The sequence below is a fragment of the Planococcus sp. PAMC 21323 genome (assembly GCF_000785555.1).
Classification (GTDB): Bacteria; Bacillota; Bacilli; order Bacillales_A; family Planococcaceae; genus Planococcus.
The window spans coordinates 462824-477013 of sequence record NZ_CP009129.1 but is presented as its reverse complement, the minus strand read 5'-3'; the positions used below and the strand labels follow the sequence as shown (position 1 = coordinate 477013).

At 42.5% G+C, this 14190-nt stretch carries 10 protein-coding genes; all 10 read right to left on the bottom strand.

Annotated features, from left to right (window positions below):
* Positions 1-8: 8 nt before the first annotated feature.
* Complete coding sequence (locus PLANO_RS02495; protein WP_038702689.1) at positions 9-731, bottom strand: GntR family transcriptional regulator; 723 nt, start codon at positions 729-731, stop codon at positions 9-11.
* A 5-nt stretch (positions 732-736) separates the two neighbouring features.
* Positions 737-1477 (bottom strand): glucosamine-6-phosphate deaminase, encoded by a 741-nt coding sequence (nagB, locus tag PLANO_RS02490; RefSeq protein ID WP_038702687.1) that lies wholly within the window; start codon positions 1475-1477, stop codon positions 737-739.
* On the bottom strand, positions 1477-2643 hold the full coding sequence (gene nagA / locus PLANO_RS02485) for an N-acetylglucosamine-6-phosphate deacetylase (RefSeq protein WP_038702685.1): 1167 nt from the start codon (positions 2641-2643) through the stop codon (positions 1477-1479). The genes nagB and nagA overlap by 1 nt, the downstream gene beginning before the upstream one ends.
* A 64-nt stretch (positions 2644-2707) precedes the next feature.
* Positions 2708-4618: an N-acetylglucosamine-specific PTS transporter subunit IIBC gene (gene nagE / locus PLANO_RS02480; RefSeq protein WP_038702683.1), complete on the bottom strand. Its 1911-nt coding sequence runs from the start codon at positions 4616-4618 to the stop codon at positions 2708-2710.
* Positions 4619-5200: 582 nt separating this feature from the next.
* Entirely contained in the window at positions 5201-6454 is a 1254-nt protein-coding gene (locus PLANO_RS02475; RefSeq protein ID WP_038702681.1) for an exo-beta-N-acetylmuramidase NamZ family protein, read from the bottom strand.
* A gap of 18 nt (positions 6455-6472) precedes the next feature.
* Positions 6473-8569 (bottom strand): glycoside hydrolase family 3 protein, encoded by a 2097-nt coding sequence (locus PLANO_RS02470; protein WP_156108880.1) that lies wholly within the window; start codon positions 8567-8569, stop codon positions 6473-6475.
* Between the two features lie 18 nt (positions 8570-8587).
* Positions 8588-10222 carry a serine hydrolase domain-containing protein gene (locus tag PLANO_RS02465; protein ID WP_038702679.1) on the bottom strand — a complete coding sequence of 545 codons (1635 nt, stop codon included), beginning with the start codon at positions 10220-10222 and terminating at the stop codon, positions 8588-8590.
* A gap of 447 nt (positions 10223-10669) precedes the next feature.
* Positions 10670-11722, bottom strand: coding sequence for a DUF871 domain-containing protein (locus tag PLANO_RS02460; protein WP_038702677.1), 1053 nt, complete (start codon positions 11720-11722; stop codon positions 10670-10672).
* 60 nt (positions 11723-11782) lie between these two features.
* Positions 11783-13162: a PTS transporter subunit EIIC gene (locus PLANO_RS02455; RefSeq protein ID WP_038702675.1), complete on the bottom strand. Its 1380-nt coding sequence runs from the start codon at positions 13160-13162 to the stop codon at positions 11783-11785.
* A gap of 24 nt (positions 13163-13186) precedes the next feature.
* Positions 13187-14071 (bottom strand): N-acetylmuramic acid 6-phosphate etherase, encoded by an 885-nt coding sequence (murQ, locus tag PLANO_RS02450; RefSeq protein WP_038702673.1) that lies wholly within the window; start codon positions 14069-14071, stop codon positions 13187-13189.
* Between the last annotated feature and the right edge of the window lie 119 nt (positions 14072-14190).

Below are 14190 nucleotides of genomic sequence, written 5' to 3'. Positions count from 1 at the left end.
CTTTTTAATTAACGTTTAATTTCGGTTGTGAATTTATAACGATCTGCACGGTACGTACTGCGAACCAACTCAAATGGCAAGTCACCATCTAAATAGCTGATGCGTTCAATCATTAAGATAGCGGCTGGCACATCGATTTGTAGCAGTTCGGCATCTTCTTTTTTAACCATTCCAGCTTCCATCCGCTGGGAGGCATGACTGATTTTCAACTGCTGATTGTTTTCAATCATCGCATATAGCGATCCCTGTAGCAAATCCTGGTGCAAGCCAGGGAATCGTTCGACTGGTAAGTAAGTACGCTCAATCGCCATTGTTTTTTCATCGGCAAAGCGAATCCGCTCGATAAAGTAAACTTTTTCGCCATCAACTAATCGCAAATCTGTTGCAACTTCAACATCAGGTTCTAAAATTTCAAAGTTGATGATTTTATTGCTCGGTGTCATTCCACGAGCTAGCATATCTTCTGTAAAGCTCGTTAAGCCATTTAACGGTTGTTCCACTTTAGGCGAAGCAACAAATGTGCCGCGTCCTTTTTCCCGGTACAGCAAACCATCATTCACCAAATTGGTTATCGACTGGCGCACCGTCATCCGGCTAACACCAAAATACTCGGACAACTCTCGTTCAGATGGAATCGCCGCACCGATTACGAAATCTCGTTGCTGAATTTGCTGTTTTAGCTGTTCTTCTATCTGAATGTAAATCGGAATTGGCGATTGTTTGTCCAGCACTGCGATCACTCCTCGTTTGCCGTTACCAAGCTGTAAGCTTCCTTATCAACAATTAGTGTAACATGACTGTGTTTCCATAAAAATGATGCTGGAAACTGTTCACTAATGCGTCCTTCTAACAAACGCTTGACTGCCTGCGCTTTGGTTTTTCCTGAAGCCAACACGAGAATTTGTTTGCTTTTTAATATCGACTCAATTCCCATCGTAATCGCATGTGTTGGCACTTCATCACGATCACTGAAAAAACGGGCATTGCTGTTTCGAGTTGAAGGTTCTAGCAATACGCAATGTGTAACACTGTTCTCAGGTGTTCCAGGTTCGTTAAAGCCGATATGCCCGTTCATTCCCATACCGAGAATTTGCAAATCCGGTGGTCCGATTTCATTAACCAATGCTTCGTAACGTCGGCATTCTTCCTCTACTGACTTCGCTTTACCATCTGGAATATGGGTGTTTTCCACTTTTATATCAATATGACGGAACAGCTTTTCATTCATAAAATAACGGTAGCTGTTTGGATGAGTTCCTGCTAGCCCTCGGTATTCATCCAAGTTTACGGTATGAATGTTCTTGTAAGAAATACCGCGTTCTTTCGCACCTTGAATAAGGTTTTCGTAAAGACCAAGTGGTGTTGAGCCTGTCGCAAGTCCGAGTACTGCATGATCATTTTCTAAAATTTGTTGCTCTACTAACTCTGCCGCCTTGCTGCTCATCTCTTCGTAGTTTTCGACACGTATTAGTTTCATTATTGATTCTCCTTCTTATAAGCAATCGTTCCTCTGCAAATCGTCAGTTGAACAGTAAAGTTTTCATCGACAATTGCTATATCTGCATCCATGCCAGTTTTTAACTCGCCTTTATTTGACAGTCCGAGCGCTTTTGCCGCGTTAGCAGATGTCATCGACACTAGCTCTTTCAAACCACATCGTGTAATCGACTGTACATTTTGAATCGCCTTTTCCATCGTCAAAATACTGCCTGCTAATGTGCCATCCGCAAGTCGCGCATCTTTTTCAGTTACTTGCACATCTTGACCGCCTAAATCGTAAACGCCTGCAGACAAACCTTTCGCGCGCATCGCATCAGTAATAAGAATGAGTTTCTCTGCACCCTTTTGACGGAAAGCCAGTTCCACAGAAGACGGATGACTGTGAATAAAATCAGCAATCACTTCTACTGATAACTCGTCTTCTAATAATGCGGCGCCTACAACCCCAGGATTGCGGTGATGTAGTGGACTCATTTGATTATAAAGATGTGTTACATGCTTTGCTCCGCAACGCACAGCTGTTTGCACTTCTTCAAACGTAGCGTCTGAGTGACCAATCGATACTGTAACACCTTCGTCTGTTAAACTTTTAATGAATTTTGAACCAGTCGCTGTTTCTGGAGCCAAAGTCACCACACGAATTTGATTGCCACTAAGCTTTTGCCATTTAGTAAATAGCGGCAAAGACGGCGTGATAATGTGTTCAATTGGTTGCGCGCCCGCGCGTTTGTCTGAAATGAATGGGCCTTCTAAATGTACGCCCAGCATTTCCGCCTGACCGTCTTGCGCATTAAACGCTCGAATGTTTTGCAGTGCAGCTGAAATTGCCTCGTCCGTTTGTGTCATCGTTGTCGCAAGAAAACTTGTTGTGCCTTCTTTTGGCAAGGCAGATGCCAAGCCATTTAACGCTTCGGGTGTTCCATCCATTACATCGTGCCCTGCAGCTCCGTGAATATGAATGTCAATAAACCCAGGAAAAGCCGTCCAGTTTTTTCCCGTTGCATCGACATAGCTATCTGCTTGCAAATCAAGCTTTTCGGCGACGCGCGTTATTACTCCATCTTCTATTAGAATATCCCCAACAAAACTTTCTTCTTTAGCATCTGCAATCGTGATGCCTGAAATCAATATACTTTTCATCATTTAGGTCACTCCTTAGGAAAAACCAGGAAGATCTCGGTGGATTCTCCTGGTTTTTCGGCTATAGTTATTCGACTTTCAGAATGGAAGCTGTTCCTTGTTCCTGGAAGCCGTCTTTCATCATCGTCACTTTTTGATCGGTTAAGTTCGTAAAGATTACAGGTGTTGCAATCGAAGGTGCATTTGCTTTTAAGAATTCCAGATCAAGTTTCAACAATGCATCTCCGCGTTGCACGAATGCTTCTTGTTCTACTAATGTCTCAAAGCCTTGCCCTTTCAATTTGACCGTATCTAAACCAACATGGATTAATATGTCTACGCCAGTATCCGTTTGAATACCGATGGCGTGTTTAGTTGGGAAAACACTAACAACCCGACCGTTTACTGGTGAATAAAGCGTGTCGCCAGTTGGCATAACCGCAAATCCTTGCCCCATCATACCTTTTGCAAATACTTCATCAGGTACTTCAGACAACGGAATGATATCACCTTGAATTGGCATTTCAAAATCTTTTGCTGCAACAGCGAGTGCTGCCACCGCTTCGTTTGTTTTCTCTTCTTCTATTACAGTTAAATCACTAGGTGCTGGATTGCCACTTGCTAGACGCGGCTTCATTGCATCTGCTAAAAATTCAACTGCTGTACCGATTACGACTTGAACGTTTGTTTTATTAACTTTCATCACGCCCATCGCACCGTGACGTTTCAATTCTTTTTCGTCTACCAAACCAGCATCTTTAACCGACATACGAAGACGTGTTGTGCAATAATCGATGGCTGCAATATTCTTCACGCCACCAAGACCTTCGATCATGTGGTAAGCACGGACGTCAACTGCTCCGTTAGCTGAACCTGTATTTTCTGCTCCTTCTTCGTCTTCATCTTCACGGCCTGGAGTTTTCAGATCCAGTTTGATGATCAAGAAGTAGAAAATCACAAAGTAAATAATTCCTATACCCAGTCCAACGACAAGAAGCAATAACGGATTGGTTGCGAGACCATAATTGAGCACATAGTCAATCGCTCCGGCAGAGAAGCCGAAACCGTGATGAATATCTAATGCATAAGAAACCATCATTGACACACCCGTTAGTAGGGCATGAATTACATATAATAGAGGAGACAAGAACATGAACGTGAATTCAATTGGTTCTGTGATCCCTGTTAAGAATGAAGTAAATCCAATACTGAAAAGCATTCCGCCAACAATTGCTTTACGCTCTTTTTTAGCAGCTGCATACATCGCAAGACATGCTGCTGGTAAACCGAACATCATAATTGGGAAGAAACCAGATAAAAACGGTCCTGCTGTTGGATCACCTTTTAGGAAACGGTTAATCTCTCCGCGTACCACTTCACCCGAAGCGTCCGTAAAGGTTCCAAAATCAAACCAGACAACCGTGTTGATCACGTGGTGCAATCCTGTTGGGATCAACAAACGGTTTAAGAATCCGTAAGCACCGACGCCGAACATACCGGCATTTAAAATCCATTCACCCGCACTATCAATACCTTCTTGAATTGGAGGCCATGCGTACCCAAGTAGACCAGCCAAAATTGTCATCGTTGCAGCGGTAATAATTGGCACAAACCGTCTGCCCCCGAAGAAAGCAAGCCATTGTGGGAATTTCACGTTATAGAATTTATTGTATAAAAGTCCACCGACAATACCGGATAAAATACCGGCGAAAACACCCATATTAATCGTATCGTTAATCGTTACGATTGCTGAAGTTAATACAAGATAAGCAACAGCACCCGCTAAAGCTGCTCCACCGTTACCATCATGAGCGAGACCCATGGCAATACCGATAGCAAAAATGATTGCTAAGTTATCGATAATCCCAGCACCGGCAGCTGACATAAACGGAATGCCGAGCATGTCATCTTGTCCAAAACGTAGCAATAGCGCTGCGGCTGGCAATGTAGCGATCGGGAACATTAACGATTTCCCTATTTTCTGTAGAAAACTGAACATAAATTTCCACCCCTTTTATATATTCTTAATTTTCACTATAGACACTATCGGTATAGTTGTCTATACCAATTTGAGATATTTTTAAAATAAAGTAAGCGTTTTCTTAAAGAAGTGGAAAAACACTAGTTTTGCAGACTATTTTCGTGCACCTGCAATTGTAGCGGGCGAAATGGATTTTTTGGAAAATCCATTTCGAGTGCACGGCAGGTTTTTCTGCCGTGCTTTTTTTGTGCAATTGGGGGTTGGTTTTATTGAGCAAGCGTATTTTTTTGGGAGCGTGCGTATTTCCTCTGGAGCGTGCATAAGTTCACGAGCACCGTGCGTATTTCACGCTGACCGCGCGTATTTTTGTTGGAGCGCGCATAAGCTCTCGAGCACCGTGCGTATCTCCTCGGGAACGCGCATAAGCACCGCGTAACCACGCGTATTCCACTCCAACCTCGCATACCCCTCTCCCGCCAGACCAAGTAAAATTTGCCAACCAAAAAACTGCAACTCTCTCGACCGACTCGAGAGAGTTGCAGTTTGAATAGCCAGATTTTACCTTTCTGATCGATTATCCTGATACTGCTTCTTTAACCTCTAATACAATAAGTAGTCTTTTCTAACTTTTTTAAACTCTTTCAACTCTCCCTGCCAGCGTTCTTTCATTTCCTCTATGGTCATTCCATCTTTTATACCACTACTGATCCACTCGTTACCTATTAAGTTATTGAAGAAAGAGCTTAACTGCAGTTGCCCTGGATACAGATCGTAAATCGTTTTCACTATGTGCAGTCCTGTTTCCACCGGTTGATATGCTTCTCGGTCCGTCACATGAACTTGAACGCCATGCGATAACTTACCAACATGTTTAGAGAATGCCGGCGTAAACGACGTTGCTCGGAAACTAACTCCTGGTAGTTGCAACGCGTTCAGTTCTTTTGCAAGTTCTGTACTATTAATAAATGGTGCCCCGATGTATTCAAAAGGCTTTGTGGTACCACGTCCTTCTGAGGCATTCGTCCCTTCGATCAACGCCGTTCCCGGATATACTAAAGCAGTGTCGAGTGTTGGCATATTGGGTGAAGGCGGCACAAACTCCAGACCAGTTTCATCATAGTAGGACTGTCTTTGCCACCCTTCCATTTCTACAACTGTTAAGTCTGCATCAATCCCGATTTCTTCATTAAAAAATATTGCCAATTCGCCGACGGTCATTCCGTGACGAAGTGGGATCGCGTATTGTCCAACAAACGAAGCATATGCTGGGTCCAAGACCGGTCCTTCTACTTTTGTGCCACCAAGCGGATTTGGGCGATCCAATACGATAAATGGAATTCCCTGTTCTTGAGCGGCTTCCATCGCTAAAGCCATAGTGTAAATGTATGTGTAGAATCGTGCGCCGACATCTTGAATATCAAAGATTAACACTTCTATGCCTTCAAGCATTTCAGGCGATGGCTTCCGCGTTTTTCCATATAGGCTATAAACAGGTAACCCTGTTACTTCATCAATATAATAATCCACATATTGCCCCGCCTGTGCATCTCCTCTTACACCGTGCTCAGGTCCGTATAAGGCAGCTAACTCAATATCTGGATCGTTGTTCAATAAATCAACAATGCTAGTTAATTCTTGATCAACACCTGTCGGATTAGTAATTAACCCGACCTTCTTTCCGCTTATCAATTCTTTTTGTTCATCTAGTAATACTTCCACTCCCAGTTTGATATCTTTATGGTCTTTCCGATTATCTTTCGATTTTCCATTGCCATTATCATGATCCGCAAAAGCGATAGATAACGAAGTTAGAACCAGTAAAATCGTTGTCAATATTGCTATCCACTTTTTCATTCCCTCTCCCCCTTATGATTAATAACTCACGCTATGTCCATACTCATAGAATACTTCTCCTGCTAGATTCGGAATTGTGACCGGCAGTTTTCCAGTAGGATTTAGCTCCCCCATGATTGTTGCAGCCATAGCTTTGTAACTCGCTGTGCGGAAACTGTATTGCGTCAAATAAGCATCAATTTCCGGGTATGCCATGATGTCGTAAGGGTTTCGAATGGCTACTCCAACTACAGGTGCTTGCGATTCAGCGATTACTTGATTGATCAACTTCATTTGATCGCTGCCTGGTGAACGTTGCGACAATGACGATGTAGAAGTTCCTACAATGACAGCTTGCGCGGTGTTAAGGGTTTCCAACTGACTGGCAGTTAATGGCTTTGTTGCCTCTATCCAAACTGTCTGTTCATGCCGTGCCTTGATTTCTTTATATAATTCGGCGGATGATGAATTTCCTACCACTACTAACAGCTCTTCAGGAGTTGGTGCGAGTGGCAGTACTCCTTCATTCTTTACCAAAGTGATTGATTTTTCAGCTGCTTGTTTTTCGATTTGTTTATGTTGTTCTGAGCCTACCACTTGCAATGCGTTTGCTGTTTTCTCTGCTAATGAAACCGGTGATTCTTCTTTTAGAATACCGCGCTTCATTTTCAAACTTAAAATACGTGTAGCCGATGCATCGATCCGCTCTTGTGAGATTTCGCCCGAACGAACTGCTTCGTAAAGACCTGCTGCCACTTGCTCGAGTCCAACCGGCATAAGGACAATATCTGTTCCGGCATTTACAGCGCGAATGACAGCATCTACAGGACCAAAATGATCAGCAATTGCTTGCATATTCAGTGCATCGGTGAATATAACGCCTTCATAGCCCATATCTTCTCGCATCAACTCTGTTAAAACTTTATAAGAAAGCGTCGCTGGCAAATTAATCTCGGTGCCATCTTTTTGCGAAATGACTTTCGTGTCATCAATTTTAGGGAAAGTGACATGCGCTGTCATGATGGCATCAATATTAGCTTCCATAGCCTTTTGGAAAGGGTACAATTCGACGGCTTTCAGTCGCTCCAAATCATAAGGAACAGAAGGCAAGCCAAGATGCGAGTCGACTGCGGTGTCCCCGTGTCCTGGAAAATGCTTTGCTGTTGCAGCTGTTCCAGTTTGTTGCAGCCCTTTTGTATAAGCTACTCCTAAGTCAGCTACAAGTTCCGGCTTTTCCCCAAACGAACGAACGCCAATCACAGGATTATCTGGGTTGTTATTAATATCGAACGACGGAGCAAAGTTCATGTTAATACCTAGTGCAGATAATTCTTCTCCAATTGCTCGTCCTACATTTTCAGTAATCTCTGTTGAACGCGTTGCACCAAGCGCCATATTACCAGGCATGTCGGTACCCGATTGTAAGCGAGTAACAATGCCACCTTCTTGGTCAATCGTCATTAACAAATTATGCTTTTCAGCCGCTTGTTGGTAGTCGTCAACCAATTTAGTGGTTTGTTCCGTAGTTACTACATTTTCACGGAATAAAATAACTCCCCCTAAATGATATTCTTTTACCAACTGCTCAATTTCTGGTAACAGAGTTGTGACATTTTGGCCGTTCCACTTTCTAAAATCAGGCATTAACATTTGGCCAACTTTTTCTTCCATTGTCATTTTTTCAATTGCGCGATCTATTAATTGATAACGGTCGCCACTTTCTTTGATTACTGAAGCGATAAGTGTCGGTTTTCCTTTTTCTCCTTTTGTTTTAGCACCGGGCTTTACATGTATGGCAACTTTATCTGTATATGTTCCATCTGTAACGTGAATAAATGTTTTTCCTGGTTTGCCAGCTACCGAAACACGTCCATCTAAATCGACTGTCGCGACGGTTTTATTTGTAGAATGCCAGCTTAAGTTGGTTCTGGTGAGCTGATATTGTCCCTTATCCGCAAGATGTACGGCTTCGAGCTGAAGGCTTCCAGCGATCGTCCCCACTTCAACTTCAGGTACATTTTGAAGAATGACTAAATCTGTAACGAAACTTTCTGCCGAAGTTTTTTCCGCTCCAGTGTAAAATGAAGAAATAATCAACGTGGTGATTAACATTGGCAGTAACAGCATTTTTTTCATTTTATATCCTCCTAGTTATTAATACGTGCGCAAGACCCAATCGTTGTTACTTTTCACAGGTTCTATTTTTTCATTGTCAGCAGTCAAATTTTTGATATAGAGTCCGCGACCATTAACCGACTTATCCGTGACGTAACGGAAACGGACAAACTGCGTTTCTTCAGGTAAATCCAGGTGATGATTTGTCCAGTTTTTGCTATTACCAGTAAATTCAAGCTCAGTTTCACTCCAGTTTTCACCATCTGCAGATGTTTCGACATAGCCGTAATCCGAGTTTTGTTCAATGCGATGCCATGCTTCAAAACCGATCTGAGAAGCTCCATCCACAGCGACAGTCATCTCACGATTTTGCGTGTCTCCGTATCCTGCAAACCATGCTTTATCCTGTTTTTTTATAGGAATAGAAATGGCATCGGCAACTTTTCGTGCAAAATCTCGGCGGATGAAATTCGTCGATACGGTCGTTCGTGTAGGATGCACACGGTTTGTTAACAAAATAGCCGTTGTGTGGTTGGCACGATTTATGACAATGCTTGTCCCGGTATAACCCGTGTGACCAAAAGAAGTCGAATCCGACAATGCATCCATATACCAGCCTTGGTTTAACTCCCACCCCAATCCGTGATCAGATCCTGGAAACTCAGGAATTTGATTGGTTTCTAGCATGCGCACGGTTTCTTTCTTCAAAATTTGTTGTCCTGCGTATTTGCCGTCATTCAAAAACATATGTGCCAACTTCCCTAAGTCCAGTGCCGTGGAAAACACGCCTGCATGACCCGCAACGCCATCAAGTGACCATGCATTTTCATCATGAACTTCTCCCCACACCATTCCTCGACCAATCGCCGGCTGATACTCCGTTGCCGCAATTCGATTTTTTAATGAAGCCGGTGGATTGTACATCGTATCTTTCATGCCCAGTGGACCTGTTAGTGCTTTGCTAATAAATTCATCCAGACGCATACCTGAAAACTTTTCAACCAACGCCCCTAACGTAATCAAATTAAGGTCACTGTATTTATACGTAGTTCCGGGTGAGTTGCTAAGAGGATAATTCAGTACATAGTCAATTCGTTCTTCGCGTCCTCCTTCTTGCTGATAGATTGGCGCCCATGAAGTAAATCCAGAGGTATGTGTCATCAGCTGACGAATCGTGACATCTTCTTTGCCATTTACTGCAAACGAAGGCAAATGTGTGCTGACTGGATCGTCTAGCTGAAAAAGACCGTCTTCGTATAAAATCATTGCTGCTGTAGTTGTAAAGATTTTGCTAATTGACGCAACATCAACTATCGTCTCTTTTGTCATGGCGACAGGGTTTTCCATCTCTGTTTGTTTATCATCTGTATAAAGAGCGGCATAACCAAAGGCATCATGCTTTACAATATGACCACTTTTGGCAACAAACGTCACAATGCCCGGCGCTGTTCCATTTTCTACAGCTGTATTCATCACGCCATCTATCTCTGCTAATGGTTCTTTAACGAGTCCTGCGCTTTGTGCTGAGCCTCTGTGGAGTACCGAAGACAATGGCTTCGGCGAATCCCATTGATTTACTGATGAAGCTGCCACGAATGTAGGTTGACCCAAAGGAAGTACGAGTACAATAGCTGCAACAGCTGCTGCAGTTTTAAGCCTCAAATCTTTCTTCATGTGATCCCTCCAAATTTAGTTTTTCATAATACAAATCATCGATGCATTAAGGGTACCGAAAGCTTCCACCAGTTCCTATCCACCAATGGAGCTGTATTTACAATATATTCCGAATATTTTATTTATGTATCCATTTCCAATTACTTACTCTTGTGAAATTTCACTAGATACAAAGTATCTATTTTAGAGAAATTAAATTTCAATAAATCTAAGCACGTTGTAAATAGTCATTGCCCATATCTATTTTCATCAAGAACGTGCGTAAGCTCTCGAGTAGCGTGCGCATTTTTACTCGAGCGTGCATAAGTACCCCTCAACCGTGCGTATTCCTCGCCAAACGTGCAGATCCTCTCTCACTAAAGACCGAGCAAGATTTTCTCGCAAAAAAACTACAAATACCTCGACCAACTCGAGGTATTTGCAGTTTGAACAGCTAGATTTTACCTTTCAAATCCATTTTAGTTGAAACTCGACTCCACCCTTAATGAATGCCAATAATGGCAGATCTTCTTCTATCACTTTGCCAATCACATTCACTTTATCATCGGCTGGCAAGTTTCTTTTCGTGATTTGTAGTTCGCCTCTATAACGACCGTATTGTTCATTGTCTACGGTGATGCTTCCTTTGCTTCGAAAAATCGTATTTTCGGGTTTCAATAAATGCGTGCCGATCAATCCATATTGGCGAGATTCCATCGACCGAATACAATCTCGAGCAGCGTCCCACCGATTGGTCTGGACTGGCAGCTCTCCTACTTTCACAAGCTTCTCCGCTCGCAGTGAGATGACTCCTTGACCAAATGATTCGAATTGCTGCAAGCTTTTTTCACTAAGCGTAATATCGCCAACCAGTACTTTATTCACTGCTCCGTTCTCTTTCAAATTCATGTACGCTTCAAAAGGAGTCACCCCACGATGTTCCTCTAAGGTTGGTAAACCTTTGTACAAAGGGCCTCGTAGAATTTCGTCACCTGGAATAAAAGCCATCACCATTAAGCCTTCGCTCCTTAGCCATCGATTGGTTTTTGTAAACTCCACTGAATCTAAACCAGTTTCTGGTCGTGGGTAAAAATTATGCCACATTTCTACTGATTCTTTCTGCAATCCACATTCCATCAATGCAGCAAGCCCTTCTTTTGTTAATGTACTGGCGTTTAATGCGATTTTCATCTTTTGTGACAAAGCGGCAATCACTTTGTCATCGATTCCATAATCGATTCTCAAGCCTGTCACACCCCAGTCCAACAAACCTTCTGCATTATCCCAATCAAACCCAAGGTGAACTAAAGACGCTGGTGCAATATCCGCTACGAGCTCCATGTCGAATTGCTGCGCCCAGCTGCCAAGTTGCTGCAATCGTTCTTTGTAGAAGAGTGGATTGTCCTCAGGTATGTGAAGCGACGTGAAAATAGATTTAAATCCAATCTTACGCACCTGCTCAATGTAGGGTCCCAACTGCTGAAACGAATCGTCCCCCAAATAAACTGAAATTCCAAGCATTTTTCCAACTCCTCTTCAATATAAATACAATAAAAAAAGGGAGATTTCTCTCCCTTTCTTTTAAATACCTTCTGCCATCTCTTCTTTGAATCCAAACAGATAGGTGAAGATAAATCCAAAAATATACGCAACCACCAGTCCAACAAAATACCAAACATATTTGCTTTCAGCAATTAAAGGAATCAACGAAATACCTGATACGCCTATTCCAAGTGCTGCTGTTTGCATAACCGCTTGAAACGCTCCGCCAAAAGCAGCTCCCATACAAGCTGTGATAAAGGGTCGACCTAGTGGTAATGTCACACCGTAAAGAAGTGGTTCGCCGATACCGAGGAAACCTACCGGTAGAGCTCCTTTAATAATATTCTTCAAACGCTGATTTTTTGTTTTCACATACACAGCGATCGTAGCCCCAACTTGACCAGCTCCAGCCATTGCCAAGATCGGCAGTAAAGCTGTTGCCCCAAGAGTATTCATTAACTCTAAGTGAATTGGTGTCAAACCATGATGCAATCCAAGCATAACTAGCGGCAAGAAGAATCCGGCTAGCACTCCGCCGGCCAGTGCACCACCAACATCAAGTACAGAAGTCAAGAAAGTCATAATGCCGTCTGATAAAACACCTGCAATTGGCACAATCGCATATAAAGAAAAGAATCCGACGATTAATAGCGTGATGAGTGGTGTAAATAAAATATCAACTGAACTATGCATGACTTTGCGAACGTTCTTTTCAACAAACGTCATCAACCAAGCTGCCAAGATAACGCCAAACAATCCGCCTCTACCCACAATCAACGGTTCGCCGTATATAACGATATCCGCAAGCATTGGATTGAATAAAATACCCCCAGCGATAGCGCCAAGTACTGGCGTTCCACCAAATTCTTTTGCTGTATTCCAACCGACAAGAATTGCTAAGTACGCAAATACGGTGCTTCCGAGCAACAGCAAAATTTGCATCCACGTTTCCGTTGCATCTACACCGGCGTTTTTTGCAAAGTTTGCTGCGCCATTAATCAGTCCCGAAGCAACTAATCCAGGAATTAACGGAATAAAGATATTCCCGACACTACGCAAAAATAGTTTGAATGGCGTTTTGTTTTTTTCTTTTAATTTGTTTTTTTTCATCGCTGCTTTTTCTTCGAAACTCATATTCTCTTCATTGATATCAGCCATTTCACCGATTGCTAGTCCGGTTTCTTTACTGATCTCAGCAGCTACTTTGTTGACTGTCCCTGGACCTACAACAATTTGCAATGTGTCGTCTTCTACAACACCCATTACACCATCTACACGCTTGAGTTCACTAAGATTTACTTTGCTGTCGTCTTTAATCGATAAACGCAATCTCGTCATGCAATGTGCTACTTGATTGATATTCTCTTTCCCACCAATTTTCTCAAGAATATCTTTTGCCATTTGTTGTTCCTTTTTCATACAACCCCTCCGCTCCCCTAAATGTTATAAAGCTTTGCGAACAAATCCACCTGCTAGTGTTAGTTTTTCAATAGCCTGTTCTTTTGTACAATCCAACAAACTCATCACAATTGCTGTCTTTACGTGACCGTCAGCTTGTCCATAAAAATGCTCTGCTGTATCGTAATCGACTTGCGTTGCATCCATAATAATCCGTTTTGACCGCTCAATCAGTTTTGCGTTCGTCGCTTGGACATCAACCATCAAATTCCCATAAACTTTCCCTACGCCAATCATCGCAGCTGTTGAAATCATATTGAGTACTAGCTTTTGAGCAGTTCCTGCCTTTAAACGGGTAGAACCCGTTAACACTTCTGCACCTGTCTCGATCTCGATTGCTGTGCTAGCATAATCACTGATTTCCGATCGTTTATTGCATGAAATAGCAACAGTCTCTGCACCAATCTGTTTAGCGTATTGAAGCGCCCCAATTACGTAAGGCGTTCGTCCACTTGCTGCAATTCCGACAACTGTGTCATTTGGAGTGAGTGAAATCGCTTTCAAATCTTCCATTCCAACTTGTGGCTGATCTTCTACACCCTCGATGGCTGTCTTGATTGCCTTAGCACCGCCCGCAATAATTCCAACAACTTGCTCTGGTGAGACACCAAATGTTGGAACGCATTCAACGGCATCCAAAATTCCTAAACGTCCGCTTGTTCCAGCACCTATGTAAATTAATCTGCCTCCCTTTTTAAAGGAATAGATTACTTTTACTACAGCTTCCTCAATACTTGCTAATTCTTTTTCGATAACTCCTGGAACGCTGTTGTCTTCGTTGTTCATCGTTTTTAATATTTCTAGCACTGACATTTCATCCATTTTCATGGTGTCGTTGTTTCGCTTTTCTGTGGACAAATTCTCCAGCATTAGCTCACCTCTTCTTTGTATTTATTTATTGTCTTAATTTTAGCCTTAAGAAATTTAATGTCAATATATATTTAAAATATTGTGAATTTTAATTTCATAAAACTAAATAAAAAAAGAGC